Origin of the sequence: Azospira restricta, from assembly GCF_016858125.1 — a bacterium.
In the GTDB taxonomy this organism is placed as follows: domain Bacteria; phylum Pseudomonadota; class Gammaproteobacteria; order Burkholderiales; family Rhodocyclaceae; genus Proximibacter; species Proximibacter restrictus.
The window spans coordinates 1,743,244-1,770,153 of the sequence record NZ_CP064781.1 but is presented as its reverse complement, the minus strand read 5'-3'; the positions used below and the strand labels follow the sequence as shown (position 1 = coordinate 1,770,153).

30 protein-coding genes are annotated in these 26,910 nt (G+C 68.0%); 12 read left to right on the top strand and 18 right to left on the bottom strand.

The genetic code is table 11. The annotated features are described in order from the left end of the window. Positions 1–921, top strand: coding sequence for a PhzF family phenazine biosynthesis protein (locus tag IWH25_RS08695; protein ID WP_203388911.1), 921 nt, complete (start codon positions 1–3; stop codon positions 919–921). A gap of 77 nt (positions 922–998) precedes the next feature. Here IWH25_RS08695 and kce read toward each other — a convergent pair whose 3' ends face one another. The 7 genes from kce to IWH25_RS08660 all read right to left on the bottom strand — a co-directional run bounded on the left by kce (position 999) and on the right by IWH25_RS08660 (position 7,939). Beyond that, positions 999–1,811, bottom strand: a complete 813-nt coding sequence (kce, locus tag IWH25_RS08690) for a 3-keto-5-aminohexanoate cleavage enzyme (RefSeq protein WP_203388910.1) — start codon at positions 1,809–1,811, stop codon at positions 999–1,001. 5 nt (positions 1,812–1,816) lie between these two features. Further along, positions 1,817–2,221, bottom strand: a complete 405-nt coding sequence (gene kal, locus IWH25_RS08685) for a 3-aminobutyryl-CoA ammonia lyase (RefSeq protein ID WP_203388909.1) — start codon at positions 2,219–2,221, stop codon at positions 1,817–1,819. Between the two features lies 1 nt (position 2,222). Then, positions 2,223–2,975, bottom strand: coding sequence for a lysine 5,6-aminomutase subunit beta (kamE, locus tag IWH25_RS08680; protein ID WP_203388908.1), 753 nt, complete (start codon positions 2,973–2,975; stop codon positions 2,223–2,225). Between the two features lie 16 nt (positions 2,976–2,991). Further along, positions 2,992–4,530, bottom strand: a complete 1,539-nt coding sequence (kamD, locus tag IWH25_RS08675) for a lysine 5,6-aminomutase subunit alpha (protein WP_203388907.1) — start codon at positions 4,528–4,530, stop codon at positions 2,992–2,994. Then, positions 4,527–5,603, bottom strand: a complete 1,077-nt coding sequence (gene kamB / locus IWH25_RS08670) for a lysine 5,6-aminomutase reactivase subunit KamB (protein ID WP_203388906.1) — start codon at positions 5,601–5,603, stop codon at positions 4,527–4,529. The genes kamD and kamB overlap by 4 nt, the downstream gene beginning before the upstream one ends. An 8-nt stretch (positions 5,604–5,611) precedes the next feature. After that, complete coding sequence (kdd, locus tag IWH25_RS08665; RefSeq protein ID WP_203388905.1) at positions 5,612–6,661, bottom strand: L-erythro-3,5-diaminohexanoate dehydrogenase; 1,050 nt, start codon at positions 6,659–6,661, stop codon at positions 5,612–5,614. 90 nt (positions 6,662–6,751) lie between these two features. Beyond that, positions 6,752–7,939: a KamA family radical SAM protein gene (locus IWH25_RS08660; protein ID WP_203388904.1), complete on the bottom strand. Its 1,188-nt coding sequence runs from the start codon at positions 7,937–7,939 to the stop codon at positions 6,752–6,754. 174 nt (positions 7,940–8,113) lie between these two features. Between IWH25_RS08660 and IWH25_RS08655 the strand changes: the two genes are divergently transcribed. The 6 genes from IWH25_RS08655 to IWH25_RS08630 all read left to right on the top strand — a co-directional run bounded on the left by IWH25_RS08655 (position 8,114) and on the right by IWH25_RS08630 (position 11,375). Further along, positions 8,114–8,557 carry an Lrp/AsnC family transcriptional regulator gene (locus IWH25_RS08655; protein WP_203388903.1) on the top strand — a complete coding sequence of 148 codons (444 nt, stop codon included), beginning with the start codon at positions 8,114–8,116 and terminating at the stop codon, positions 8,555–8,557. A 116-nt stretch (positions 8,558–8,673) separates the two neighbouring features. Further along, positions 8,674–8,934: a hypothetical protein gene (locus tag IWH25_RS08650; RefSeq protein ID WP_203388902.1), complete on the top strand. Its 261-nt coding sequence runs from the start codon at positions 8,674–8,676 to the stop codon at positions 8,932–8,934. Positions 8,935–8,936: 2 nt separating this feature from the next. Further along, complete coding sequence (locus IWH25_RS08645) at positions 8,937–9,758, top strand: KilA-N domain-containing protein (protein ID WP_203388901.1); 822 nt, start codon at positions 8,937–8,939, stop codon at positions 9,756–9,758. Continuing rightward, positions 9,755–9,979, top strand: a complete 225-nt coding sequence (locus IWH25_RS08640) for a hypothetical protein (protein WP_203388900.1) — start codon at positions 9,755–9,757, stop codon at positions 9,977–9,979. Before IWH25_RS08645 ends, IWH25_RS08640 begins: the two co-directional genes overlap by 4 nt. Before the next feature lie 141 nt (positions 9,980–10,120). Next, complete coding sequence (locus tag IWH25_RS08635; RefSeq protein WP_203388899.1) at positions 10,121–10,825, top strand: winged helix-turn-helix domain-containing protein; 705 nt, start codon at positions 10,121–10,123, stop codon at positions 10,823–10,825. 124 nt (positions 10,826–10,949) lie between these two features. After that, the gene (locus IWH25_RS08630) at positions 10,950–11,375 is read left to right on the top strand and encodes a hypothetical protein (protein WP_203388898.1); all 426 of its coding nucleotides are present in this window, start codon (positions 10,950–10,952) and stop codon (positions 11,373–11,375) included. Positions 11,376–11,600: 225 nt separating this feature from the next. Here the strand turns inward: IWH25_RS08630 and IWH25_RS08625 are convergent, their stop codons facing one another. The 3 genes from IWH25_RS08625 to IWH25_RS08615 all read right to left on the bottom strand — a co-directional run bounded on the left by IWH25_RS08625 (position 11,601) and on the right by IWH25_RS08615 (position 15,338). Then, positions 11,601–13,220 carry a HAMP domain-containing methyl-accepting chemotaxis protein gene (locus IWH25_RS08625; protein ID WP_203388897.1) on the bottom strand — a complete coding sequence of 540 codons (1,620 nt, stop codon included), beginning with the start codon at positions 13,218–13,220 and terminating at the stop codon, positions 11,601–11,603. Positions 13,221–13,314: 94 nt separating this feature from the next. Continuing rightward, entirely contained in the window at positions 13,315–14,235 is a 921-nt protein-coding gene (gene rocF / locus IWH25_RS08620) for an arginase (protein WP_203389199.1), read from the bottom strand. A gap of 35 nt (positions 14,236–14,270) precedes the next feature. After that, on the bottom strand, positions 14,271–15,338 hold the full coding sequence (locus IWH25_RS08615; RefSeq protein WP_203388896.1) for an ornithine cyclodeaminase: 1,068 nt from the start codon (positions 15,336–15,338) through the stop codon (positions 14,271–14,273). A gap of 136 nt (positions 15,339–15,474) precedes the next feature. Between IWH25_RS08615 and IWH25_RS08610 the strand changes: the two genes are divergently transcribed. Further along, the gene (locus IWH25_RS08610; RefSeq protein WP_203388895.1) at positions 15,475–15,897 is read left to right on the top strand and encodes an Lrp/AsnC family transcriptional regulator; all 423 of its coding nucleotides are present in this window, start codon (positions 15,475–15,477) and stop codon (positions 15,895–15,897) included. Positions 15,898–16,011: 114 nt separating this feature from the next. Here the strand turns inward: IWH25_RS08610 and IWH25_RS08605 are convergent, their stop codons facing one another. The 6 genes from IWH25_RS08605 to IWH25_RS08580 all read right to left on the bottom strand — a co-directional run bounded on the left by IWH25_RS08605 (position 16,012) and on the right by IWH25_RS08580 (position 21,512). Next, entirely contained in the window at positions 16,012–16,911 is a 900-nt protein-coding gene (locus tag IWH25_RS08605; RefSeq protein WP_203388894.1) for a DMT family transporter, read from the bottom strand. Continuing rightward, positions 16,908–17,513, bottom strand: coding sequence for a MarC family protein (locus IWH25_RS08600; RefSeq protein ID WP_203388893.1), 606 nt, complete (start codon positions 17,511–17,513; stop codon positions 16,908–16,910). The genes IWH25_RS08605 and IWH25_RS08600 overlap by 4 nt, the downstream gene beginning before the upstream one ends. A gap of 103 nt (positions 17,514–17,616) precedes the next feature. After that, positions 17,617–19,077, bottom strand: a complete 1,461-nt coding sequence (locus tag IWH25_RS08595) for a DcaP family trimeric outer membrane transporter (RefSeq protein WP_203388892.1) — start codon at positions 19,075–19,077, stop codon at positions 17,617–17,619. A gap of 85 nt (positions 19,078–19,162) precedes the next feature. Then, entirely contained in the window at positions 19,163–19,894 is a 732-nt protein-coding gene (locus IWH25_RS08590; protein WP_238999072.1) for an amino acid ABC transporter ATP-binding protein, read from the bottom strand. Positions 19,895–19,964: 70 nt separating this feature from the next. After that, complete coding sequence (locus IWH25_RS08585) at positions 19,965–20,723, bottom strand: amino acid ABC transporter permease (protein WP_203388890.1); 759 nt, start codon at positions 20,721–20,723, stop codon at positions 19,965–19,967. 18 nt (positions 20,724–20,741) lie between these two features. Further along, positions 20,742–21,512 (bottom strand): ABC transporter substrate-binding protein, encoded by a 771-nt coding sequence (locus tag IWH25_RS08580; protein WP_203388889.1) that lies wholly within the window; start codon positions 21,510–21,512, stop codon positions 20,742–20,744. A gap of 637 nt (positions 21,513–22,149) precedes the next feature. Between IWH25_RS08580 and IWH25_RS08575 the strand changes: the two genes are divergently transcribed. After that, positions 22,150–23,304, top strand: coding sequence for a hypothetical protein (locus IWH25_RS08575; protein ID WP_203388888.1), 1,155 nt, complete (start codon positions 22,150–22,152; stop codon positions 23,302–23,304). A gap of 3 nt (positions 23,305–23,307) precedes the next feature. Here IWH25_RS08575 and IWH25_RS08570 read toward each other — a convergent pair whose 3' ends face one another. Further along, on the bottom strand, positions 23,308–23,943 hold the full coding sequence (locus IWH25_RS08570) for a response regulator transcription factor (RefSeq protein ID WP_203388887.1): 636 nt from the start codon (positions 23,941–23,943) through the stop codon (positions 23,308–23,310). Continuing rightward, positions 23,933–25,504: a sensor histidine kinase gene (locus IWH25_RS08565; protein ID WP_203388886.1), complete on the bottom strand. Its 1,572-nt coding sequence runs from the start codon at positions 25,502–25,504 to the stop codon at positions 23,933–23,935. Before IWH25_RS08565 ends, IWH25_RS08570 begins: the two co-directional genes overlap by 11 nt. 281 nt (positions 25,505–25,785) lie before the next feature. Here IWH25_RS08565 and IWH25_RS08560 point away from each other — a divergent pair, with 281 nt between their 5' ends. The 3 genes from IWH25_RS08560 to mnhG are packed head-to-tail and all read left to right on the top strand — an operon-like array spanning position 25,786 to position 26,902. Next, positions 25,786–26,262: a Na+/H+ antiporter subunit E gene (locus IWH25_RS08560; protein ID WP_203388885.1), complete on the top strand. Its 477-nt coding sequence runs from the start codon at positions 25,786–25,788 to the stop codon at positions 26,260–26,262. Then, a complete protein-coding gene (locus IWH25_RS08555) occupies positions 26,262–26,576 on the top strand; it encodes an MrpF/PhaF family protein (protein ID WP_203388884.1) in 315 nt (104 codons plus the stop codon). Before IWH25_RS08560 ends, IWH25_RS08555 begins: the two co-directional genes overlap by 1 nt. After that, positions 26,573–26,902, top strand: a complete 330-nt coding sequence (mnhG, locus tag IWH25_RS08550) for a monovalent cation/H(+) antiporter subunit G (protein ID WP_203388883.1) — start codon at positions 26,573–26,575, stop codon at positions 26,900–26,902. The genes IWH25_RS08555 and mnhG overlap by 4 nt, the downstream gene beginning before the upstream one ends. Positions 26,903–26,910: the final 8 nt, after the last annotated feature.

The following is a 26,910-nucleotide window of genomic DNA, read 5'->3' as shown; positions in this document are numbered from 1 at the left end:
ATGCCCCCGGCGCCCCCCACCCCACCCGCGGCCGAACGGCCGGTGCCGGTCGAGGCCTTCGTGGTCGACGCCTTCACGCTGCACGGCGGCGGCGGCAACACCGCCGGCGTCGTGGTCGATGCCGCCGGCCTCGACGACCGGCAGATGCAGGCCATCGCCGCCGCGCTGGCGTTCTCCGAAACGGCGTTCGTCGTTCCGGATCCGGCGGTCGACGTGGCGATGCGCTTTTTCACGCCGACCCGCGAGATCGATTACTGCGGCCACGCCACCGTCGCCGCGTTCGCCCTGCTCGCCGCGCGCGGCCGGCTGCGCGCGGCCGAACTGGTGCAGGGCACGCGCGCCGGCCGGCTGCGCGTACGCCTCGCCGCCGACGGCGAGGTGCTGATGAACCAGACGCTGCCGCGCTTCGGGCAGGAACTGGCGGCGGCGCCGCTGGCGAAGCTCCTCGGCATCGACGTCGCCGCCATCCGCGCGACCGGCCTGCCGGTGCAGATCGTGTCCACCGGGCTTGCCGACATCCTGGTGCCGGTCGCCGACGAGGCCTGCCTCGCCCGCGTGCAGCCGGACCTGGCGGCGCTCGCCGCCTACTGCCGCGAGGCCGGGGCAATCGGTGCCCACGTCTTCGCGCCGGCCGCGCCGGGAGCGCCGTACACGGCGGCCTGCCGCAACTTCGCACCGCTGTTCGGGATCGACGAGGAGTCCGCGACCGGCAGTGCCGCCGGCGCGCTGGCCTGCTACCTGAGCCGCCATGCCGACCCGCGCGGCGAGCGCTACGGCGACCGCTACGTGTTCGCGCAGGGGTCGCAGATGGGACGCGCCTCGCGCCTCTCGGCGAGCGTCGAACGGAGCGGCGGGACGCTCGCCGGCATCGTCGTCGGCGGCTACGCCCGCCTCGTCGGAACGACCACGCTGAGCGTCTGACGCCACCGCCTGCGGCGAACACGGCGCGGTCGCCAGCGGACGGCGCCGCCGCGCATCGCCGTCCCGCCTTCCCAGCCTCAGGCCAGGCCGAGCAGCCGGCGGGCCTCGGCCGGCGTCGCCAGCGGCCGCTCGAGCGTGCGGCTGAGCGCGGCGACGCGCGCGACCAGCTGCGCGTTGCTCGTCGCCAACTCGCCCTTGCGGTAGTAGATGTTGTCCTCGAAGCCGACGCGCACGTGGCCGCCGAGGACGATCGCCAGCGCCGCCAGCGGCAGCTGCGCGGCGCCGATGCCGGCGACGCTCCAGGTGGCGCCGGCCGGCAGCTGCGAGCGCAGGAACATCAGCGCCTCCGGCGTGCCGGCCATCGCGCCGGGGATGCCGAGCACGAAGTCGACGTGCGCCGGCGCCGCGACCAGCCCGCGCTGCAGCCAGTGCGACAGCGTCGTCAGCATGCCGCTGTCGAAGACCTCGAACTCCGGCTTGACGCCGTATTCGGCCAGCGTGCGGGCGAAGCCCGCCATGTCGGCCGGCGCGTTCACGAACACCTCGTCGCCGAAATTGACGCTGCCCATCGACAGCGTCGCCATCTCCGGGCGCAGCGTCACCGGCGCCAGCCGCTCGGCCGGCGTCATGCCGACGGCGCCGCCGGTCGACACCTGGACGATCACGTCGCAGCGCGCCTTCACCGCGTCGATGATGCGCCGGTAGACCTCGCGGTCCTGCGTCGGGCGGCCGTCGGCGTGGCGCGCATGCACATGCACGATGGCCGCGCCGGCGGCGGCGCATTCGGCGGCGGCGATGCCGATCTCCTCGGGCGTGACCGGCAGCGCCGGCTGCTGCTCGCGCGTCACCTCGGCACCGGTCAGCGCGGCGGTGATGATCAGCTTGTCCATGTACGTCAGCCCTGCTGGCCGCGCTGGCAGTCGGCCGGCACGACGCAGGTGCCGGAAGCGCGGCAGACGACGACCGGCTCGGCGAGCACGTCGGCGGCCGAGACCTGCCCCGGGATGCGGGCCGGGCTGATCACCTTGCGCGCCTCGAACTCCATCCTGCGCGAGGTCCGGCCCATGGCCACGATGCGGCCGCGCGCCTCGATGTAATCGCCGGCGTGCACCGGCGCCAGGAACTCGACCTGGTCGTAGGCGACGAACAGGCCCTCATCGCCGTCGCTGCGGATCAGCAGCTCGGTGGCGACGTCGCCGAAGAGCTGCAGCATCCTGGCGCCGTCGACGAGCTCGCCGGCGTAGTGGGCGTCGTGCGACCCCATGCGCAGACGGATCAGGCTGGTGATTTCGGTAGTCATGTCAGGCGGCCTTTCTGTTGATCCATTCGTGGATGGCGAACGAGGCGACGTCCTCGGCGTAGGACTTCGGCCCGAAGCCGGCGTCGTAGCCGAGCTCCTTGGCCAGCTCGTGCGAGATGCGCGGGCCGCCGACGACGAGGATGACCCGCTCGCGCAGCCCTTCCGCCTCGAGGATGTCGGAGAGCCGGGTCAGGTTGTCGAGGTGGATGTTCTTCTGCGTCACCACCTGCGAGACGAGGATGACGTCGGCCTGCTCCTCGATCGCCCTGGCCACCAGCACTTCCGAATCGACCTGCGCGCCCATGTTGATGGCACGCACCTCGTGGTAGCTCTCCAGCCCCTTGTGCCCGTTGTAGCCCTTCATGTTCATGATCGCGTCGATGCCGACGGTGTGTGCGTCGGTCTCGATGCAGGCGCCGACGACGACCAGCTTGCGCCCCATCTTGGCCTTGATCAGTTCGTTGATCGCGTCCTTGTCGAGCACCTCGAACTCGGGCTTGGCGACCTTGATCCGGCCCATGTCGACGCGGTGCCGGCACTGTCCGTAGACGACGTAGAACGAGAAGCCCTGCCCCATGTCCTCGGAATGGACGACCGACGGTTCCTCGAGCCCCATCGCCAGCGCCATCTGTCGCGCCGCCTCCTTGGCGTTCTCGTCGAGCGGCACCGGCAGCGTGAACGACAGCTGCACGCGGCCGTCGTCCATCGTGTCGCCGTAGGCCTTCACCCACTTTTCAACGTGTTGTTCGCTCATCTCTCTCCTCCCAAAATCACTTCAGCATCAGCGCCGGGAACGGGTTGTAGTAATCGGCCGATTTCGCGATCACGCCGTCGAGGCCCTTGCCGCCTTCCATCGTGCGCGAGATGTCGGCGAAGGTGCCCTTGGCGATCGCTGCCGGCAGGCCGATCCGCTCGATCTCGGCGAGGATGCTTTCGGTTTCGGCGAGCACTTCCTGCGCCCGCCGCTCGATCCTGCCGCCCTTCCTGAACTCGACCTCGGCGTGCAGGTCGCGCATCGTGCCGAACACGTACTTGGCGTTCTGCACCGCCAGGAAGCGATCCTGGATGAACGGCGTATGGATGGCTTCGGTCATCATCCCGAGCAGGTGGATGTTCTGCTGCGTCAGCACGCTGACGACGTTGAACAGCGCATCCTGGATGTGGCCCTTGAAGATGTTGCCGGTCATGTGCTTGGTCGGCGGCATGTACTTCAGCGACGCCTCCGGGAACACCTGGCGCACCAGCTGCGCATGCGCGATCTCCCACAGGAAGCCGTTCTCCAGTTCCGGGTTGATCTCGAAGGCATGGCCGAGGCCCATCTGTTCCGGCTTCAGGCCGGAGATGTAGGCGAACTGCTCGTTGATCAGCTGCGAGGCGAGCACCGTGTGCGCGGCGTCGTAGGCATCCGCCGTGGTCAGGTAGTTGTCCTCGCCGGTGTTGATGATGATGCCGGCGTAGGCGTTGACCATGCGCGAGAAGAACTGGTCGATGAAGGTGCGCTTCATGTTGATGTCGCGGAAGATGATTCCGTACATCGAATCGTTGAGCATCATGTCCAGCCGCTCCATCGCGCCCATCGCCGCGATCTCGGGCATGCACAGGCCGGAGCAGTAGTTGGTCAGGCGGATGTAGCGGCCGACTTTCTGCCCGACCTCGTCGAGCGCGGCGCGCATCAGTTTGAAGTTCTCCTGCGTCGCGTAGGTGCCGCCGAAGCCCTCGGTCGTCGCGCCGTAGGGCACGTAGTCGAGCAGGCTCTGGCCGGTCGAGCGGATCACCGCGACGATGTCGGCCCCCTGTTCGGCGGCGGCGCGGGCCTGGACGATGTCCTCGAAGATGTTGCCGGTGGCGACGATCAGGTACAGCCACGGCGCCTTGCCTTCGCCGAGGCGGTCGATCTGCTGCGCGCGCGTCTCGCGCTGGCGGGCGATGTGCCGGCACATCGCCGCCGCCTGTGCTTCGGCGCTGCGGCGCGCGGCGGCTTCGTCCTGCGGCCGGCTGAGGGTCAGCTTGCCGCCGGCGACGGCCGCGGCCACCTGCTGCGCGGACAGGCCGTGCTCGTGCATCGCGCCGGCGACGATCGTGGCGGCGCCGTGCTGCAGCAGCTCGTGCTCCTGCAGATGCGACACGAGGCGGTTCGGCAGCGGCACCTGGTTTTCGTCGACGCCGTCCACGCCGAACAGGCGCAGCGTCGCGCGCTCGACGGTGGTCGTCGTGAAGCGGTTCATGTCGTCGAAGACGCGGCGCGCGATCTTGCCCGCCGCAGCGCGGGCGCGGTCGATCTGCGCCTGATCGATCGTCAGTTGGGTCATGGCAAAGCTCCTTCAAGCGGGGTGGATTCCGCGAGCACGACGTCGCTGACGACGTGCTCGGGAAAAGCGCCGCGCGCGGCGGCGAAGAATTCCTCGGCGTCGAAACTGCCGCCGAACGGAGAAAAGGGGTTGAGCGCGATGCCGGCCAGCCGGATGCCGCGCAGCGCACACAGGCGGCCGCCGGCGCGGGCGAACAGCGCCAGGTCGGTGGCGTCGACGAACAGCTTGGTACCGTCGGCAACGACGACGGTCAGGCCGGGATGCTTGGCCAGCAGCGCCGACAGCGCCTGCCACAGCGCGCGGCCGACGGCGCCGGAGACGGCGATCGTGGCGACGCTTTCCGCCGGCAGCGTCAGCAGGGTCGACGCGGCGTTCAGCGTGGCGATGCGCGCGTCGAGCAGGCAGGAGCCGTCGGCGTTCCAGACGCCGACGCCGCCGCGCTCGAACACGGATTGCACCTGCGCGGCCAGCGCGGGCTCGGCTTCGGCGATGCCGAGGATGGCCAGGCGGTCGCGCGTCTTCTTCAGCACGTCGCCGATGCCGCCGCCGCCACCGTTCACTGCCGCGCCGGTCGCCAGCACGACGCCGTCGGCGATCGCCGGCGACGCGTGGTGGCTGCGCCCGAGCGCGCCGTCGAGGATGACCAGCGCCGCGCCGCACTGCTTGAGCAGCGCGATCACGCGATGCTGGTCGTGGCTGCGCGAGGCGCCGGCAATCTCCATCTCGCCACGCTCCTGCGCACGGACGATGACGATCTCGCCCATCGGGCTGTCGATGCCGGTGGCGCCGATCTGTTTCCAGCGCACCTTGGCGCGCAGCAGCGTGTCGCGCGCCGTCGCCACCAGGCAGCCGGGCCAGACCAGCACCGGCGGCTTGGGGATAGCGAAGACCTGGTCGCGCTCCTCGCCGTCGCGGCCGATCGAGGTGATGCCGACCGCGGTGTCGTGCAGTTTCGCCTGCGCCAGCAGATGGTTCAGGCACACCGTCTTGCCGGTGTTCTTGGTCATCCCCATCACCGCCAGCGTGCTCATGCCGCGGTCGCGGAGGCTCTGCCACAGGGCGCTGCTGCGCATGCTCCGGCTCACACGTAGAGCGTTTCGAACAGCCGGCGCAGCGTCGGCGACTCGCGCAGCAGGTGCAGCGCGAACTCGGCGTGGTCGCTGGCGTAGCCGTTGCCGACGATCATCTCGACGTCCTTGCCGACGCCTTCGGCGCCGAGCGCGGCGGCGGTGAAGCTGGTGGCCATCGAGAAGAAGTAGATCCGGCCGCGGTCGCGCGTCGCCAGGATCGAGCCCATCTCGGTGTTCGGGATGTTCACGCAGTTGATCGTGACGTCGGCCATCCGGCCGTCCGTCGCTTCCGACACGGCGTTCATCAGCGCCACCGCGTCGGTCGCGTCGACCTGCAGCGTCACGTCGGCCCAGCCGAGTTCCTGCATGCGCCGGCAATCCTTGGCGAACGGCGAGACGCCGATCACCTTGCCGCAGGGGCCGACGCGCTTCTTCGCTTCATAGACGCAGAGCGTTCCCGACTTGCCGCCGCCGCCGATGACGACGACGGTGTCGCCGGCCTGCACCAGGCGGGCGGTCTGCGCCGGCGCGCCGGCGACGTCGAGGATGGCCAGCGCCATCTTCTCGTCGATGTCGTCCGGCAACCTGGCGTAGAGGCCGCTCTCGAACAGGATCGCCTGGCCGACGATGTCGACCTGGTCCTTGTCCAGATGCACCGCCCTGATCTCGTCGATCTTCAGCGGCGTCAGCGACAGCGACACCAGCGTCGCGATCCGGTCGCCGACCTTGAGCCCGGTCTTGCCGGAAAGCGCCGGGCCGACCTCCTTCACGGTGCCGATCAGCATGCCGCCCGAGCCGGTCACCGGGTTGTGGTGCTTGCCGCGCTGGTCGACGATGCCGAGGATGATCTCGCGCACGCGGGCCTCGTCGCCGCCGGCTTCCTGCTTGATCTGGGTGAAGCTCGCGGCGTCGATGTTCAGCGCCAGCACGTCGATCAGGATCTCGTTGTCGTAGATCGTCATCGTGTTGTCGATCTTCCAGGCGGGCTGGGGCAGCACGCCCTTCGGCTCGAGCACGCGGTGCGTGCCGTAGGGCGAACCGTGCTTGAAGTCTCGCTTCATGTCTTTATCCGTCGCAAAAAAAAAAGGGGGCGGCGACGCGCGCCGCCCGGAACTCACACTGGGAGAGAGGGAAAACGGTCAGCCGCGCGCTCAGCCGTGGCTCTGCGACGGCACGCGGAAGTCGAGGCCGAGGCCCGGCATCTCGACGGTCATGCCCTTGTAGTTGCGGCACTTGATCGTCGTGCCCTGGCCGTCGGCGCGGATCTCTTCCTTAACGTAGGTCGGGATGATCGGCAGCTTGCCCAGCCCGCCCATGCCATCGACGACGAAGGTCGGCACCGCCGGGCCGCTGATCCAGCCGCGCAGGCCTTCGTACAGCTCGAGCATGCGGTGGTGCGGGACGATGAAGTGGTGCGCGCCCTCGACCATGTCGGTCGAGTAGACGTAGTACGGGCGGACGCCCATCTCGATGCTCTGCATGAACAGCTCGCGCAGCACCGCGACGTCGTCGTTCACGCCCTTCAGGCAGACCGTCTGCAGGCCCATCATGATGCCGGCCTTCTGGATCATCTTGACCCGCTCGCGCAAGAGTGGCGTGATCTCCTTCGGGTGGTTGATGTGGATGTTCACCATCTGCACGCGGTGCTTCTCGAGCACGGCGCACAGCTCCGGCGTGATCCGCGTCGGCAGCTGCACGACCATGCGCGAGCCCATGCGCAGGAAGCGCACGTGCGGCGCGCGCTCGCGAATCTGGCCGAGGATGTAGTCGAGGCGCTCGTCGGTGAAGGTCAGCGGGTCGCCGCCGGAGAGCAGCACGTCCTCGATTTCGGTGTTGCCGGCGATGTAGTCGATCGAACGCTCGATCTCGTCCTTGTGCACCGAGCCGTCGGGCTGCGCGACCATGCGCTTGCGGGTACAGAAGCGGCAGAGCACGGCGCAGGTGTTGGAGACCAGGAACAGCACGCGGCGCGGGTAGCGGTGCACGACGCTGGTGCCCGGGATGGTGTCGCCCTCTTCGCCCAGTTCGTCGAGCATCGTGTGGAAGCCGGGCTTGGTCTCCTCGGCGAAGGTCGGCATGTACTGCTTGCGGATCGGGCACTCCGGGTCGTCCTTGTCCATCAGCTGCGCCATGTATGGCGTGATCGACACCGCGAACTTGCTGTAGACCGTTTCATTGACGTCCTCGACCCCGGCGAGCACGTTCATCAGTTCCGAGTGGTGCGTATAGCGGCGGGCGAACTGCTTCTGCCACGACTCCGACGCCGGGTCGTAGGCCTCCAGCGCCTCGCGGGTGAGCAGCTTGTTCTGCGGATTGAATTCGACCTTGTTGATGAGCATGGCTCGGCTCCTTTGCTGTTGGCGTTGTGTCGCGCCCCGGAAAGCCGCGGTGCGAGAGGAATGGAGCGCAGTTTAGGAGCCGGCGAAGGCCGCGCACTACAGGCAAACTGACTGAACGAATGTCGATTTTTCAGTCATAATGTTCGCCATTGAGTCACTTTGAACGAACCGCCGATGCCGCCCGCCCTCGACAGCCTGGACCGCCAGTTGATCGACCTGTTCAAGGTCAATGCCCGCCTGCCCGTGGTGAAGCTCGCCAAGGCGCTCGGCGTCGCGCGCAGCACGGTGCAGCTGCGGCTGAAGGCGCTGGAGGATTCGGGGGCGATCAGCGGCTACACGATCAGCGTCGCCAGCACGCGCAGCGCGCCGGGAATCCACGCGATGGTGCTGATCTCGAGCGAATCGAAGGACGAGCGCGACGTCGTGCGCGCGCTGAAGAAGCTGCACCAGATCAACAAGCTGCACTCGATCAGCGGCCGCTACGACCTGTGCGCGATGCTGACGACCGACTCGACCGAGGAACTCGACGCGTCGATCGACAAGATCCGCAGCATCAAGGGCGTGCTCGATACCTTCTCGACGGTGCTGCTGTCGAAGAAGCTGGACCGGCCGGAGTGAGGGGCGGGCGGTAAAGGCAGGCGATCGGCAAGATCAGGCGCGACGTCGGGTCCGGCCAATTTGTAACAACTCGCTGCCATCCTGAATCCGAATTGCATAGAGCCGCGCAAAGGCATTTGGCACAATGCCATAATGCGTATGCGCTGCCCGCGCCGAAGTGCATCCACGGCATCGATCTGTTGCAGGACGACATTGCCGAGTGCCGGGCGAACTTGCCGGGAATCCTCACCGGCGACCTTCGCGGAGAGGAGCCGCCTCGGCAAGGACAATTTCCAGGGGTGCTCTTCGCCCATCCGGGCAAGCACGAGTTCTTCATGCCGACGAAGACCTACCCACCGATGACGGCAATTGAGCTGGTGGCTTTGGAGGGAGATTGAACATGGCCAAGATCGACGTGAAAGGCACGTCCGTCACCGTCATTTCCGGCGGCGCCGACGACTATATTTCTCTCACGGACATTGCCCGTTACAAGAACAGCGACCACACCGACGACCTTATCCGTAACTGGTTGCGTAACCGGAACACACTGGAGTTTCTGGGCATCTGGGAACAGCTCAACAACCCGGATTTCAATCCCGTCGAATTCGACGGGATTAGGATGCAGGCCGGCCTGAATAGCTTCACCCTAACCCCCAAACGCTGGATTGAGGCCACCAGCGCCATCGGCATCAATTCCAGGGCTGGCCGCTACGGCGGCACCTACGCCCACAAGGACATCGCCTTCGAGTTCGCCTCGTGGGTGTCGGTCGAATTCAAGCTCTACCTGATCAAGGAATTCCAGCGCCTGAAAGAGACGGAATACCAGCAACTGGGCTGGGACATCCGCCGCAACCTGACCAGGATCAACTACCGCATCCACACCGATGCCATCAAAACTCACCTGATTCCGCCGCAACTGACGCCGCAGCAGATCAACCTCATTTACGCCAGCGAGGCAGACTTGTTGAACATGGCGCTGTTCGGCAAAACCGCGAAACAGTGGCGCGACGAGAACCCTGGCAGCAAGGGCAATATCCGCGACGAAGCCAATGCCTCGCAACTGGTATGCCTGGCCAACCTGGAAACGCTGAACGCCCATTTCATCCATCAGGGGCTGGCGCAGGCCGAACGGCTGAAACTGCTGAACCAAACTGCCATCCAGCAGATGAAACTGCTGCTGGCGGACGCGGGCGCGCGGCGACTGGAAGGAAAGCAGCGATGAGCGGAATGGCGGAAGCCTCGACCAAGCAGGCCGGTTTCTCCCTGCGCGGCCACAATCCGGATGTGCTGACCTGCGTCGCGAACCGCTCCGACGACGAAGTCTTCACACTGCCCGAGCTTGCCGACCGGATGCTGGAGCGACAAGAAAGGGACTTGGCCCCTTTTCCGCTGAAACACCTACGCCAGCTTGCCGATAGTAGAAAGCCGCATTCACCTACCTGACAAGCCAGCCCTACGAGAGAAAATCCGATGGCAATGCGTTTCGTTGAAGGAATTCAGGACGCCACCTTTTCCAGTTTGTATGGCGCTCCGCCAGCTTATCCGGAAAGTATGGCATCCAACCTAGGCTCAGCCTCTTAGTCCATGGCTATTCCCGACGACGATACCATTCAACGCGAGTTGCTCAGCCTGATCGCTTCTCGGCCAGAGAAGCGAGTATTGGCGGCGGCTGCATACGAGCAGCTCGCGCAGCTTCATCCCGAGCTAACCCACGAAGAACGGACCCAGAGGTATCGTAACTCCGTAAGCAAATGGGCCAACCGAGTTCAATTCGCTCGGCTCCATCTCGCAAACCACGGGTTGCTGTATCGAGCTGGAGTTGGCCCAAGTGCAGGTCATGGATATTGGGTCATTACCCCAATAGGCGAAGAAAGAGCTAAATCCCTTGGCCTCGTTGATCACTCTGCCACTATCGAAGAACAGGTCGCCGCAGACCTCGCCTCCCTCGCTCTCGAAGAACAACTGGAAGAAGGTGGCAAGACTACTCGGCTCGTAGCGTTCTATGAAAGAAACCCGCAGCTTCGAGCCTCAGCAATCAAACTTCACGGCACCTCGTGCAAAGCCTGCGGCTTCAATTTTGCTGACGCTTATGGCGAGTGCGGAAAGGACTACATCGAGGTGCATCACCTGGTGCCAATATCAACGTACATCGAGCCAACAGCCATCGATCCTGCGAAAGACATGACTGTGCTTTGCTCCAACTGTCACAGAATGGTTCATCGCAAGAGAGATAAGCCGCTATCGCTTGACGAACTCATTGAAATTGTCAAAGCGCGCGCGCCTCTGTAGCCCGCATAGGCCGAACCCGGCGGTCGAGCGCTGCGCGAAAAGCTGCGCGGGACACTCACTTCCACGTTGGGCGTCACGTTCCGTATTCCGCAGCCCTATCAGGCCCCATCCATTGGAGGTGAAGATGACTCGCACCCGTCCCCGCATCTACACGCATTTGATGTCTCGTCCGTACAAGCACGCGATTCGGTACTACGACACCGAGCGAAGAAAGACGGTAGTTGAAGTTCAAAACCACTTTGCCCTGCCAGACTTGATCGAGGGTCTTCTCCTCGATCTAAAGCAGTGGTACCCGGACATACTGGAAAAGGTGGCTGCCGTCGATGACAGGCGTTTCATGGCCAGCCCTCATAAGTCACGCCGGTACATCTCCCGTGACCGCGACACCCTCTACATCGCATCGCCGCATTTAACCGAGAAACTTTCCCGTTCCATTGGCGATCACTGGATGATCACGAATATGGGGCGAACAGAAACCTACGCATTCCTTTCCGCAATCGTGAGTGCTTCTGGCCTAAAGCGCGAGTCGCTCTCTGAACTCAAGTTGTGACGCCCAAGCCTACGGACAACCGGATCCCCTGCAAGCTGCGCTTGCTGGTTCGATCCGGCCTTCAGCCTCCGCCGGCTGGCCACCCCGAACGTTGAACATCCGTTTTTCCGAGACGCTACCGGCAACCTGGGATAGTCAGTAGCAGACGACCTACCGCATCAACAGCAGGTCCGCTTCGCCCGACAAACAAGCGGCATTCCTTACACCCGCCTGACCAGCTCCCCCTCAACACCGAAACCGCCCCGCCAGCGCGGTCATCGACGCCGACAGCGCCTGCAGTTCGCCGGCGGCGCGGGCGGACTGCTCGACGGCGGCGTGGTTGTCCTGGCTCATCGCGGCGATCCGTTCGATGTGGCGGGCGATGTCGTTGCTCGCCTGCGACTGCTCGCGCAGCGCGTCGGAAATGTCGTTCACCGTCGCCACCACCCGCTGCGAGCCGGCGTTGATGTCGCGCACGGCGTCGCCGGCGGCGAGCGCGAGGCGGGTGTTTTCGCCGACGTGCTCGACCTGGTGCGCCATGCTCTGCACCGCGGCGTCGGTGCGCTCGACGACGCGGTGGACGATGCGGCCGATTTCGGCGGTCGACTGGGTCGTGCGCTCGGCGAGCTTCCTGACCTCGTCGGCGACGACGGCAAAGCCGCGCCCGAGTTCGCCGGCGCGGGCGGCCTCGATCGCGGCGTTGAGCGCGAGCAGGTTGGTCTGCTCGGCGATCTCGCGGATCACCGCGACGATGGCGCTGATGTCGGTCGACATGCGGCCGAGGTCGCGCACGGTGGCCGCGGCGTCCTGCGTGCGCTCGGCGACCGCCTCGATGCCGGCGACCAGCCGGCCGATGACCTGGCCGCCGTCCTCGGCGATACCGCCCGAGCGGCAGGCGGTGGCGTGCGCCTGCGCCGCGTTGCCGGCGACCTGGTCGATGCTCACCGTCACCTGCTGCGTCGCCGCGGCCATCGCCGAGGACTCTTCCATCTGCTGCCGGCTGGCGGACGCCAGCCGCGCCGAGGCGGCGGCCAGCGCCCCGCCGGCATCCGCCAGCCGTTCGGCGTCGGCCTGGATCAGCCGCACCACGTCGCGCAGCTCGTCGCGCATCCGCGCCATCGAGCGCAGCAGGCGGCCGACTTCGTCGTCGCAGCCGATCCGGATCTCCGGCGTCAGGTCGCCGGCGGCGATCGCGGCGAGCACGCGGCCGGCGTCGGCGAGCGGCCGCAGCACCGAGCGGCGGATCAGGACCAGCGCGCACAGCAGGCCGCCGCCGGCGCCGACGGCGAGCGCGCCGAGCAGCAGGTTGCGCAGCAGCCGGTACTGGGCGCCGGCGGCGTCGAACTCGCGCTTGGCGAGGTCGATCTGCAGCTCGACCAGGCGGTTGACCTGCTCGGCCGCCTGCTCGATGGCGCTGCGGAACTCGCCGGCGGCGAAGGCGCCGAGCGCCGCCGCTTCGCCGCCCGAGAGCAGCTGCTTCAGCCGCTGCAGCGCCGCCTGCCCCTGCTGCAGCGGCAGCTCGACCTCCGCCGCCAGCTGCCTTTCCTCGTCGTCGGCGACGGCCGGCCGGTACACCTTCCAGGTGCTGTCGACGACGTTTTCCGCCTGCAGGATCATCGGCAGCGCGTCGCCGGGGCCGATGTCGCCGGCGGCGACCTTGGCGGCGGTGTCGATGCACAGCGCGTAGGCGTCCCCGATCGCCTTCAGGTTGCGCATCGGGATCAGGCGGCCCTGGTAGATGCGGTCCATGCCGAGCAGCGTGTCGCGCATGCCGTAGAGGCCCAGGCCGCCGGCGACGACGGTGAGCAGGAGGAGGCAGCCGACCAGCGCGAGCAGGCGGGCCTTGATGCTGAGCAGGAAAGGCATGGTTCGTCTCCGGGATTTTTTGTTTTCTGGATGTGCAACGGGCCGGGGGCGGCGTTCCGCTCCCCGGCCCGGCAGGCGCGCGCGGCAGCGGCGTTCAGGGCTGGTACATGCGCAGCAGCGTGCTCTTGCCGAACAGGCTCTCGACCAGGTCGACGGCGAGCTCGGCGGTCATGTTGCGGTGGTCGAGCGCGGGGTTGAGCTCGACGATGTCGAGCGAGCCGAGGCGGCCGGTGTCGGCGACCATCTCCATGCACAGCTGCGCCTCGCGGTAGGTCGGCCCGCCGCGGACGGTGGTGCCGACGCCGGGCGCGATCTCCGGGTCGAGGAAGTCGACGTCGAAGCTGACGTGCAGGTGGGTGCTTTCGTCCATCCCGGCGAGCGCCAGTTCGAGCGTGCGGCGCATGCCGACCTCGTCGATGTAGCGCATGTCGAAGACCTCGATGCCGACCTCGCGCAGGAAGCGCTTCTCGCCCTCGTCCACGCTGCGGATGCCGATCTGGCGGATCTGGTCGGGACGGATCGCCGGCACGCAGCCGCCGATCTCGACCAGCTCGCGCGGGCCGTAGCCGCACAGCGTCGATACCGGCATGCCGTGGATGTTGCCGGTCGGCGTCAGCGCCGCGGTGTTGAAGTCGGCGTGGGCGTCGAGCCACAGGATGCGCAGCGTCTTCCCCTGCTCGCGGCAGTGGCGGGCGACGGCGCTGATCGAGCCGATCGCCAGGCAGTGGTCGCCGCCGATCATGATCGGCAGCCGGCCGTCGACCAGCTCGGCGTAGACGGCGGCGTTGAGCGCCCGGTTCCACTGCACCACCTCGCGCAGGTGGCGGAAGCCGTCGACCGCCGGCAGCCCGGGGTTGGCCGGGCCGGCGACGTTACCGCAATCCTTCACGTCGCAGCCGTAGCGGGCGACCGCCTCGACCAGGCCGGCGACGCACAGCGCCTCCGGCCCCATGCTGGCGCCGCGGGTGCCGGCGCCGATGTCGGTCGGCGCGCCGATGATGCTGGCCGGTCGCATGCCGCCGCTGTCCTTGAACTCCATCGCGTCGCCGCTCAGGCGGCGCACGCCAGCGCGCGGGCGCCGACGGTCTCCGGCAGGAAGCCGAACAGGTTCTTCGGGTCGGCCAGCGCCGGAATCAGCGAGATCTCCTCGTCGCGGCCGAGTTCGACCGCGGTGTCGCGCATGAAGCGCAGCGCCGAGTAGTCTTCCAGCGCGAAGCCGACCGAGTCGAAGATGGTCACGTCGGCCGCCGCGCGGCGGCCCGGCGCCTCGCCGGCGAGCACCCGCCACAGCTCGACCACCGGGAAGTCGGCCGGCATCTGCTGCATGTCGCCCTCGATCCGCGACTGCGGCTCGAACTCGCAGAACACCGGGCCCATGCGCAGCACCTCCGGGTGCAGCTCGGTCTTGCCCGGGCAGTCGCCGCCGACGCCGTTGATGTGCATGCCGGGCTCGACCATGTCCGGGGTCAGGATCGTCGCGTTGGTCTTGTCCGCGGTCACCGTGGTGACGATGTCGCAACCCTTGACCGCCTCACGCGCGCTGGCGAAGCGGCGGGCGGAGAGGCCCAGGCGGGCGAGGTTGGCGAGCAGCTTGTCGGTCGCCGCCGGGTCGGTGTCGTAGAGGTGGAATTCCTCGATGCCGAGCAGCTCGGCGAAGGCCAGCGCCTGGAACTCGCTCTGCGCGCCGTTGCCGATCAGCGCCATGCGCCGGCTGTCCGGGCGGGCCAGCGCGCGGGCGGCGACCGCCGACATCGCGGCGGTGCGCAGCGCGGTGGTCAGCGTCAGCTCGCTGACCAGCGTCGGCGCGCCGGTATCGACGTCGGCCAGCACGCCGAAGGCCATCACCGTGGACAGGCCGAAACGGTGGTTCTTCGGGTGCCCGTTCACGTACTTGAACGAGTACAGGTCGGCGTCCGAGATCGGCATCAGCTCGATGACGCCATCCCGGGAATGGTTGGCGACGCGGGCCGTCTTCTCGAAATCGTTCCAGCGCAGGAAGTCGGCGTGGATGTAGTCGGCGATGCCGCGCAGGCATTCGGCCAGGCCCTTCTCGGCGACCATCTCGGCGGCGCGCTCGGCGCTCAGAAAACGGGTGGTGATGCGGTGGGTGGTTTGCACTTTTTATCTCCTCGTGGCTTTCCTTGGTGGGATGGAAAAATTATCGGAGAAGCGCCCGCCAAACAGAACGACACAAAATTTGACGTTTTGGCGAAAATCAAATCAAATTGATAGGTCGTTTTATCGGAGTGTCAAAATGGACGCCCTGGACCAACAGCTGATCAGCCTGCTGCGGACCAACGCGCGCACCAGCGTCGCGACGCTCGCGCACCGCCTGAAGGTGTCGCGCGGCACCGTCACCAACCGCATCACCCGGCTCGAGGACGAGGGGGTCATCGTCGGCTACACGGTGCGCCTGCGCCCGGACTCGCAACCGAACGAGATCTGCGCCTGGATGAGCATCGTCGTCGAGGGCAACGAGACGCGGGCGGTGATCGCCAGCCTGCTCGGCGAACCCGGCGTCGCCGCGCTGCACGACACCAACGGCCGTTGGGACCTGCTCGCCGAGCTGCGCGCGGAGAATCTCAACGAACTGTCGTCGGTGCTCGAGCGGATCCGGCTGATCCGCGGCATCCACACCTCCGAGACCAGCATCCACCTGGCGACCTACCGGACCTGAGCGGCCCGGCCGGGGCGCTCAGGCGCACCCCGGGAGGACTTCTTCACGATGTGCAGCGCACATCGCTCAGGCGCACCCCGGGAGCACTTCTTCGCGAAGCGCTCTGCGCTTCGCTCAGGCAGCCTCGGCGGCGGGCCTGGCGAACAGCGGCGCCAGCTGCACGCCGACCATCGCCGCGAAGATCAGCGCGCCGCCGGCGAGCTGGATGCCGGACAGGCGTTCGCCCAGATACAGCGCGCCGGCGATGGCGGCGAAGAGGATTTCCGAACTGAGCAGGATGGCGGCGTCGGCCGGCTTCGTATGCCGCTGCGCGACGACCTGCAGCGTGAAGCCGATGCCGACCGAGAGCAGGCCGCCGTAGAGGATGGCCGGCAAGCCGGCGCCGAGCCCGGCCAGCGTGACCGGCTCCTGCCACAGCGCGAGCACGCTGGCGAGCGCGCCGCAGACGACGAACTGGGTCAGCGCGACGAGGATCGGCGTGCCCTTGCCGGCAGCCAGACGGCCGACGTAGAGGACGTGCGCGGCCCAGAACAGCGTGCTCAGGATGACCCAGAAGTCGCCGATGTTGAAGGCGTCGAAACGGCCGCCGCCGAGCAGGAAGGTGCCGACGAAACAGGTCGCGGCCGCCAGCCAGACCGCCGGGTGCGGCCGTTCGTGGCCGACCAGCCAGGCCAGGATCGGCACCAGCGGCACGTAGAGCGCGGTGAGGAAGCCGGCGTTGCTGACCGAGGTCATGGCGACGCCGTACTGCTGCAGCACCGCGCCGAGGAACAGCAGCAGGCCGAGGCCGCACCAGCCGAGCCAGTCGCGCGCCTCGATGACGACCCCGCGCTGCGTCAGCCGCGCGTATTCGCGCAGCGCCAGCGGCAGGATGAAGGCGGCGCCGAGCAGGAAGCGCGCACCGGTGTAGGTCAGCGGCCCGACGTGGTCCATGCCCAGCTGCTGGGCGACGAAGGTCGTTCCCCAGATCAGCGCGATGAGCAGCATCAGCGCGTTGGCGAGGCTGCGGCTCATGGCATGGTCCCGGTCAGGAAGGCGCCCTTGATGCCGGAGATCAGCATCTGCACCGCCATCGCCGTCAGCGCCAGGCCCATCAGCCGCTCCATCGCGGCCAGGCCGGCCTTGCCGAAGAGGCGCGCGAGGCGGCCGGCGGCGAGCAGGATCAGCGTGTTGAGCACCACCGCGACGCAGATCGCGGCGACCAGCGAGTAGGGCTGCTCGGCCTGGCGCGCGGCGAGCAGCACGGTGGCGAGCGCCGCCGGGCCGGCGATCATCGGAATCGCGATCGGCACGATCAGCGGCTCGCCGGAGAATTCGGGGTCGCCCTCGGCGGCGTTGCCGCGCGGGAAGACCATGCCCAGCGCGATCAGGAACAGGATCAGGCCGCCGGAAATCTCCAGCGCCGATTCGGACAGGCGCAGCGCCGCCAGCACCCAGTCGCCGACGAAGACGAAGAGCACCAGCACCGCCCCGGCGATCAGGCTCTCGCGCAGGATCGCGCGCTGCCGGCGCGCCGCGGGCAGCGGCTTCAGCAGCGAAATCAGCAGCGGGATGTTGCCGAGCGGATCGAGCAGGATCAGCAACAGGGCGACGGTGGCGAAGAAGTCGGCGGGCATGATTGTCCAAAAGAAAAATGCGGCGCGCCCGGAGGCAGCGCCGCAATCGGGGGCGGACGGCGGCGCTGCCACCGCCGCCCGCACGCAGGGCCGGTCGGCCCGATCAGTTGAAGTTGTAGCGGGCCAGGAAGTTCAGGCGCGACATGTCGCCGTGCTCGCCGGCGATCGTCTCGCGGCGGCCGTACATGTACTCGACGCCGATCTCGACCGGCGGCGTGCCGCCGGCGGCGGTCGCCTTCATCGGTGCCCAGATGGCGCCGACGTGAAGCTGGTCGAGGCGCTTGTTCAGAGCCCACTGGCCGGCGGTCGCGCCGGAATGGAGGCCGTTGGCGATGGCCCAGTCGCGGTACTCGCCGTCGCGCGAACGCTGGCCGCCATAGACGACGTTCATGCGCCACTGGTCGTTGAAGCGGTGCTGGTAGCCGAGCGTCAGGCCGACCGCGCGCTCGAGCACGATGCGCTGGCGGACGGTGTCGTAGCCGGCGCCCTCGATGCCGTTCATGTAGCGGCCGATGCCGTCGCCCGCGGTGACGTTCCAGAAGAAGGTGTCGTTGCCCCAGGCCTTGATGCTGCCGCTGGCGCGCACGCCGTAGCCGCGGCGCGTGTCGTCGACGTTGCCGGTGTCGCCGTCGTCCAGGCGCAGTTCATGCGACACCAGGCCGAGGCTGACCGCGCCCCAGGTGAAGGGCTTGTCCCAGCGCAGCACGAGGTCCGGATTCTTCGCCGACGCCTCGCCGATGGTGTAGACGCCGCCCTGGCCGCCGCCGGTCGGATCGAGCACGTAGCTGGTCGAGTTCTCCAGCGCGGCGATGAAGTTGCCGTACTGCGGCGTCTGGTAGGTGTAGCGGACCATCGGCTGGCGGATCGTCGTGTTGCCGTTCGGGCCGTTGAAGTCGATCGTCTCCGGCGCGTTGTCGACGTCCATGAAGGTGCCCCAGGTCTGGCCGAACAGCCACGGCCCCATCGTCAGGTAGGCATGGCGCAGGCGGAACTGGTAGCCGTTGGTATAGCCGGCGGCGCCGTCCGGTCCGCCGACCACGCTGCCGTTGCTGCCGCCGCGGTTGTTGTTGAAGTCGCCTTCGACCTTGACGCCGAGCTGGCCGTAGGGGCTGGGCATCGCGCCCTCGATGCCGATGCGCGAGGTGCGCGCATGCATGTAGCTCTCGCCGCTGCGGCGACGCCCGCCGGTCGTGCCGTCCAGCGGCACGCTCGGCAGGTAGCTGGCGTAGTCGGAGTTGCGGTTGTCGCCCTTGAATTCCTTGACGTAGTTCAGTTCGGCGATGCCGTACAGGCGGATCGAGGTATCGGTGTTCGGGATGCGGAACGAGCCCGGGATGTCGCCGGCGACGACGACTTCCTTGCTCTGCGCATCGACCTGGTCCTTCAGGTCCTTGACGTCCTGCGACGAGGCCTTGGTGGACTTCAGCGCCTCGATCTGCTCCTGCATCATCTTCAGCTGCTTTTCCAGCTGCGCGATGCGGTCGGCTTCGCCGGCGGCGAAGGCCAACGACGAACAGCCGAGTCCGGCCGCGATGAAGGCGGCGACGATTTGTTTGTGTTTCATAGAGCTCCTCCTGGGTTGAATCAGCCCGCCCGGCACCCCCGTGCCGGGACGGAAACATGGGTAATCGCGGCATCCGCCGCGGGTTTCAGAAGCCGTGCCGGACCTGGGACAGGAAGGCCTTGGCCCGCTCGTGCGTCGGGTTGGCGAAGAACTCCGCCGGCGTCGTGTCCTCGAGGATCACGCCGTGGTCGAAGAAGATCACGCGGTCGGCGACTTCGCGGGCAAAGCCCATCTCGTGCGTCACCACCAGCATCGTGATGCCGGTGTGCGCCAGTTCGCGCATCACCGCGAGGACTTCGTTGACCATCTCCGGATCGAGCGCCGAGGTCGGCTCGTCGAACAGCAGCACCTTCGGGTCCATCGCCAGCGCGCGGGCGATCGCCACGCGCTGCTGCTGGCCGCCGGAGAGCTGCACCGGATACTTGTGCGCCTGGTTCTTCAGCCCGACCCGTTCGAGCAGCGCCAGCGCCTTCGCCTCGGCCTGCGCCTTCGGCATCTTGCGCACGCGCATCGGCGCCAGCGTGACGTTCTGCAGGATCGACAGGTGCGAGAACAGGTTGAAGCTCTGGAAGACCATGCCGACCTCGCGCCGGATGGCGTCGAGGTTCTTCAGGTCGTCGTTGAGCTCGATGCCGTCGACCTCGATGGTTCCGGAGTCGTGCGTCTCGAGGCGGTTCAGCGTGCGCAGGAAGGTCGACTTGCCCGACCCCGACGGGCCGATGATCGCCGTCACCTGCCCTTCGTAGAAGTTCGCCGAGACGCTCTTCAGCGCGTGGAAGGCGCCGAAGTGCTTGTCGACGCAGGTGGCCTTGATGATCGGCCTGGCGCTGTCCGGCTGCACCAGGGTGACGGTCTTGGCTGCGGTATTGCTCATCGCGTGTCCTCCCTCAGCGCTTGCGGCCGACGTCGAGCTGGCTTTCCAGCGCGGTCGTCAGCGTCGTGAATGCCGTCGTCAGGATCAGGTAGATGGCGGCGACGGTCAGGAATACCGGGATCGGCTGGTAGCTTTCGGCCTGCACCCGGTAGCCCACCATGGTCAGCTCGACGACGCTGATCGCGTACGCCAGCGACGAGTCCTTGACCAGCGAGGCGAGGTTGTTGGCGAGCGCCGGCAGCGCGACGCGCATGCTCTGCGGCAGCACGATGTCCATGAAGCCCTGATACGGCGTCAGCCCCAGCGCGCGCGCCGCCTCCACCTGCCCGTGCGGGACGGCGAGGATGCCGGCGCGGACGCATTCGGTGTTGTAGGCACCGATGTTCAGCGCCAGCGCGATCGCGGCGCAGGCGAAATCCGAGATCTGCATCGACTCCGGCAGGATCTGCGGAACGGCCAGCCAGACGAAGAGGATTTGCAGCAGCAGCGGCGTGCCGCGGATCAGCCAGACGTAGAAATCGCAGAGCAGCCGCAGCGGTGCGAACGACGACAGCTTGCCGAGCCCGGCGAGTACCCCGAGCACCACCCCGACCGATCCGGAGATCAGCGTCAGCAGCACGGTGACGCGGGCGCCTTCGGCGAACTGCTTGGCCGCCGGCCCGATCGGATCGGGCGCGGCGGACAGCGGAAGCGCCATCCCCCAGAGGAACAGCAGCAGGCCGATCATCGCCGCAAACATCGCCCAGGCGGGATGTTTTTTGGTCCAGTTCATTGCAAGCGCCTCGATCGCTTACCGGCAGGAAATGTCGGTCTTGAAGTACTTCTGCGACAGGTTGGCGTAGGTGCCGTCCTTGACGATTTCGGCGAGGCCGCGGTTGAGCTGGTCCTTCAGGTCCTTGTTGTTCTTGCGCAGGATCATCGAGACGCGCTCGACGAACACCTGCTCGCCGGTGACGACGCCCGAATCGGCGTTCTTCTCGAGCGTCGACTTGATCAGCCACTTGTCCGAGATCCACGCGTCGACCTTCTTCGACTTCAGCGCCGAGAAGGCTTCCGGGTCGGCCTTGTAGGTCTTGATCTCCTGCACGCCGGGGATCTTCTTGGCGTTCTCGTAGTAGCTGGTGGCCAGCTGCACGCCGACCAGCTTGCCCTTCAGCGCGTCGATGGTCAGCGGACCGTCCTTGGCGGCGGCGATCTGGCCGCCGGTGCAGTAGTGCGGATTGGCGAAATCGACCGACTTGGCGCGCTCTTCGGTATGGCCGTGCGGGGCGATCGCGAAATCGAAGCGGTCCTGGCGGATCGAGGCCAGCTGCGCGTCGAACGAGACCACGCGCCACTCCAGCTTCAGCCCGAGTTTGGCGGCGACCGCTTCGGCCAGCTCGACCTCGAAGCCGGTCAGCTTCGGCCCTTCGAAGTAATTGAACGGATAGAACGCCCCTTCGGTGGCGGCGACGATCGTTCCCGAATCCTTGATCACGTTCCAGTCGCGTGCCTGCGCGGTTCCCGCGCACAGCATCGACAGACCCGCCACCACTCCGACTACACCAGCAAATGCTCGCATGACTCCTCCTTTGGAAAATTGCATCGAAACTTCAACTACTTCGCCGGACCCGGACGCTGCCGGGCCGACGCAAACCCCCGCGCTGCCGCCGCGGCGCCGGCCAGGCCGGGACGACGGCGAACAGCGAACTCATTGGACGGGAAAGGCGCGACCGCGAGTAAATGGGGAAGCTCCGGGCGATGGCCAGGCGCTGTCTCCACTTTCGGCACATGCAACCGGCTTCGCGACCGGCGGTCGATGCCGCTTGCGCATTGCCAGCTTGTCTCCTGAGTATTTGTTGCAATGCACCAAATACGGTCTTTTGAGTTGGCAAATGATGGGTGAAGGGCCGGTTAAACTAAACCCGGGAATTTGATCAAAATGACCGGCAAGTTGAACAATTAGTCACCGTATATTGATCAAGTTGCTAGTTGATTTTTCGGATTTTTGACGAATTCGTGACACCCCCTCCCTGCCGCGCGCATGTCGCCGGCCCACCCGACCGCGTTCCGGCAGGCACTTTTCCGCACTGCACGCAAGGCCGCCGGCAGCCGCCGAGCGAGTTCTCCGGACAGGCACAGACAATTCCCAGCGTGTTAACATGCGATGAAAACAAGAAGAACATCGCATGCCGGTATCACCACGGGAGGAGGAAGCCATGCGCGACTTGGGCAATGCGGGAGGCAGCGGCGGTGCCGCACAGAACAGCGGGGTGCGCGGGCTGCGCATCGGGCGCGCCGGTGGCGAACGCCCCGGCGCCGGCGCGGCGGCATTGCGCGCGCGGCTGCAGCGCCTCGGCATCGAGCGCTTCGCCGAGCTGCACGACGACGGCGACGCCATCGCCTGCCGCCTCGCCGCCGACGCCGCGCACGCGCTGCTGCCGGGACACGACACGCTGCAGCTGGCGGAACGGCTGGCTGCCGGCGACGGCACCGACGCCGACCCGCTCGAGCGCGAGATCGTCGTCGCGCTGCTCGCCTCGCCGCAGGAGTTCGCCTACCCGAGCCACGCCGAATTCGCCGCCGCCGTCGGCATCCGCCGCAACATCGCCGCCGCCGCGGCGAAGACCGCGCTCTGCTTCGACCCGCGCGGCATCGAGCGCCCGGCCTGCTGCTGGACCTACCGCGAGGACACCGGCTTCACGCTGCTTCCCGGCCAGCCGTTGATCCCGTCGCTGCGGAAGGCGACGCAGCCGGACGTGAGCGGCAAGTGCTACGCCTTCTCCTGCTACCGCGCCACCGAGTACGTGATCCTGCTCGGTATCGCCGAGGCGCTGCAGGAATTCAACCCGGTGCTGCTGCGGCAGCTGCAGCGGCAATGGGAAACGCGGGCGATCATGTCCGGCCGTTTCCACGACACCTTCCTCCACGAATACGGCTCGATGGCGACGCCGCTGCCGGCGCGCTACTACGTGCCGGGCGACCGCGTCTGGTTCCGCAACCCCGACGCGCATTCGTCGGACGCGCCGGGCTACGAGGGGTCGTGGGTGATCTACCTGGGCGGCGGGCTGTTCAGCAACTTCTGGCAGCGCGACCGGCCCTACACGCTGGCCGGCAAGTGCATCGAGGTCTATCACTGGCGCCACGCCGCCCGCCGCGACGACGACGGCGAGCTGCAGATCGACGAGACGGTGGTCGAGGCGCGCGTGCGGCAGAGCCTCGCCGATCCCGAGGCGAGCGCGGCGATCCTCGCCGCGATGCTGCGCTACCGCGATCCGCAGGGGGTCTATGCCGACGGCGGCTGCATCGACTCGACGCGCGAATGTCCGCGCCGGATCTGCCCCGGCACCGCCGACATCGTGCTGCCGGGCTGAACCTCAGTCGCCCGGCAGGCCGCCGGCGCCGCCGGACGAGGACAGGCACAGGCGGACGAGATCGGGCACGCTGCGCACCTGCAGCTTGGCCATCAGCCGCGCCTTGTGCACCTCGATCGTGCGCGCGCTGATGCCGAGCAGTTCGGCGATCTCGCGGTTGTGGCGGCCGGCGACGACCAGCTTCATCACCTCCGCCTCGCGCGGCGTCAGCCGCGCCATCAGCTCGCCGAGCTGCGCCTGCGCCGCCGCGGCGCCGCGCACGGCGGCCTGCTGCGCGAAGGCCTCGTCGATCGCCGCCAGCAGGCGGCCGTGGTCCACCGGCTTCTCGAGGAAATCGATGGCGCGCGCACGGAAGGCCTCGCGCGCCGATTCGACGTCGCCGTGACCGGTCATCACGATCGCCGGCATCGTGCACCCCTTGTCGAGCAGCCGCCGCTGCAGTTCCAGGCCGCTGATCCCCGGCATGCGGATGTCGATCAGCAGGCAACCGCGCCACGCCGGGCTGTAGGCCTCGAGCAGGCTCTCGGCGCCGGCGAAGAGCAGCACCGGATAGCCCTGCAGGCCGAGCAGCAGGCCCAGCGCATCGCGCACCGACTGATCGTCCTCGACGATGAATACGGTCAGCCCCTCATGCTTCATTCGCCTCGCCCTCCACCGGCAGTTGCAGCCGGAAAACGCCGCCCGGCCCCGCCTCCGCCCACAGCCGGCCGCCGTGGCTGTCGACGATGGCGCGGCTGATCACCAGCCCCAGCCCGAGTCCGCGCGACTTCGACGACTGGAAGGCCTCGAACAGGCGCGCGACCTGCGCTTCCGACAGGCCCGGTCCGCTGTCCTCGACGCTGACGGTCACGGCATCGTCGGCGACGGCGACGCGCAGGGCGACGCGGCGCCGGCCGGCCGGCTGCGCCTCGACCGCATCGAAAGCGTTGGCCAGCAGGTTGCGCAGCACCACCTCGAGCTGCAGGCGGTCGGCGAGCAGCGCGCAGCCGCCGCCGGCATCGGCGACGAAGTCCACGCCGGCGCTCGCCGCCTTGCCGGCGAAGGCGGCGACGACCGGCGCCAGCAGCGCGTCGAGCGCCACCCGCTCGAGCTGCGTGGCGCCGGTACGGAAGAAGTCGCGCAGCCGCCGCAGCACCTCGGCCGCACGCGCCGATTCGGCGACCATGCGGCCGACCACGTCGCGCAGCCGGGCCGGGTCGCCGCCGGCAAGCAGCGCCTCGCAGGCGGCGCCGTAGGCGGTGAGCGCCGTCAGCGGCTGGTTCAGCTCGTGCGCCAGCGCGCCGGCCATCTCGCCGGCGGCGGCCAGCCGCAGCGTCTGCCGCAGTTCCTGGCTGAGCCGTTCCTTCTCGTCGACGATGACGCCGAGGAAGAAGCCGGACAGCGCCAGCACCGCCGCCAGCACCTGCACCTCGACGACGCTGATCGCCGAGTAGCCGAGCCACTCGACGCCGAGGATGATCCCCACCTGCAGCAGCGCCGCCGCCAGCATCGCGCCGGCCAGGCCCTGCGTCGCCGCCGCCCAGGCGAGCGGCAGGAAGAGCACGTAGAAGTACTTGAACTCGGCCTCGGCGCCGAGGCCGAAGGCGACCCACAGGCACGGCGGGATCGCCGCCAGGTAGCCGATCGCCGTGCGCGAGCGGATCGCTGCCGCCAGCTGCGCGCGGCCGCCGGCATCGAGCAGCATCCACAGCGCCGGCATCGCCACCAGCAGGCCGACGGCGTCGCCGACCCAGTAGCGCAGCGCCGCCGCCGGCCAGCCGCCCTCCGGGATCAGGCCGACGAGCGCGAGCAGCGAGACGAACAACGCACTGTTGAGCAGCGTGCCGAGCGCGATGATCGCCCCCCACGCGAGCATGCCGCGGCGGTCGGCGAAGACGACGCCGCCGACGCGCCGCAGCAGCAGTTCGGCGATGCCCCAGTAGCCGAGCATCAGCACCGCGGCGAGGACGGCGGTGGCCGGCAGCGAGGCCGGCAGCTGGCGCACCCAGACGTCGGCGGCGAGGATCGCCAGCCACAGCGTCGGCGCCGCGCGCCCGCCGTGGCGGGCGAGGAAGAATACGCCGAGCGCCGGCGCCGGGCTCCACGGCGTGATGTTCAGCCCGTACAGCGGATGGATGTAGCTCGCCCAGTCGAGCAGCACGTAGCCGACGAGCAGCAGGAGATGGTCGAAGTACGCGGCACGGCGCGCAGGATTGGCCACGCTGGAGGAACCCCGTAAGCGGAAACACCGCCATTGTGCGCGCGCCGGCGGCGCAGCGGAATTGGCCCGCGTCCGTACGCGTTTCCCGTATGCCACGCGGAAGCCGCCGTTGCTGCTCGCCTGCGGCACCGGCGCGCCGGCCGTCGGCCGCCGCGCTTTCCGTACGCAGGAGCCCGAATATCCAGGCGCCGGCCAGTTCCCTAACATTTGCCACTACGGCCCCTGCGGCCGCAGCGGGACGAAGCGCCCGCGACGACACCCAATACTCGAGACAAGCTGCCGTGCTTCACTTCCTGAGCGCCTTCGCCGCCCTCTACGCCTTCTGGCTCCTGCTGTCGGGCTATTTCACCGGCTTCCTGCTGGGCGCCGGCGCCGCGTCGACGCTGGCGGTGATCGCCTTCGCCCGGCGCATGGCGGTGATCGACCGCGAGGGCCACCCGGCGCATCTCGCGCTGCCGGCGCTGCTCACCTACTGGCCGTGGCTGCTGAAGGAGATCGTCAAGTCGGCGTGGGACGTGACCAAGCGCATCCTCGACCCGGCGCTGCCGATCTCGCCGACGCTCGCCCGCTTCGCGCCGCTGCAGCGGAGCGACCTCGGGCTGGTCATCCACGCCAACTCGATCACGCTGACGCCGGGCACCATCGCCGTCGAGGTCGCAGCCGGCGAATTCCTGGTACACGCGCTGACGCGCGACGGCGCCGCCGGGCTGGCCGGCAGCGAGATGGACCGCCGCGTGGCGGCGCTGGAGGGCCGCTGATGTTCGCCGCCGCCGGCCTCGCGCTGCTCGCCACGCTGCTGCTGGCGCTGGTCCGTGCCGCGCTCGGCCCGTCGGTGTTCGATCGCCTGCAGGCGGCCAACACCATCGGCACCTGCGCGATGCTGCTGCTGGCGGTGCTCGGCTTCCTCGGCGGCCGCCCCGAGTTCCTCGACCTGGCGCTGGTCTACGGCCTGCTCAACGTGATCGGCGTCATCGCCGTGCTCAAGTTCTTCCGCCAGGGCGACCTCGGCGACCCCGGCGACGGACCGGGCGATGCCGACGCCGGCGGGGCCGAGGGGAAGGCCCGGCGATGACCTTCCTGCTCGACCTCGCCAGCTGGACCCTCCTCTGCGCTGGCGGCTTTTTCTGCATCGTCGGCGGCATCGGCCTCGTCCGCATGCCCGACTTCTACACCCGCATGCACGCCGCCAGCGTCGTCGAGACGCTCGGCGCCGGCCTGATCCTGCTCGGCCTGATGCTGCAGGCAGGCTTCACGCTGGTCGCCGCCAAGCTGCTGATGATCGGCCTGCTGATCTTCTTCGCCAGCCCGGCCGCCAGCCACGCGCTGGCGCGCGCAGCGCTGCTGCGCGGCCTGGCGCCGCGCCTCGCCGAGCGGGAGGACGCATCATCGAAACCCTGATCATCAAC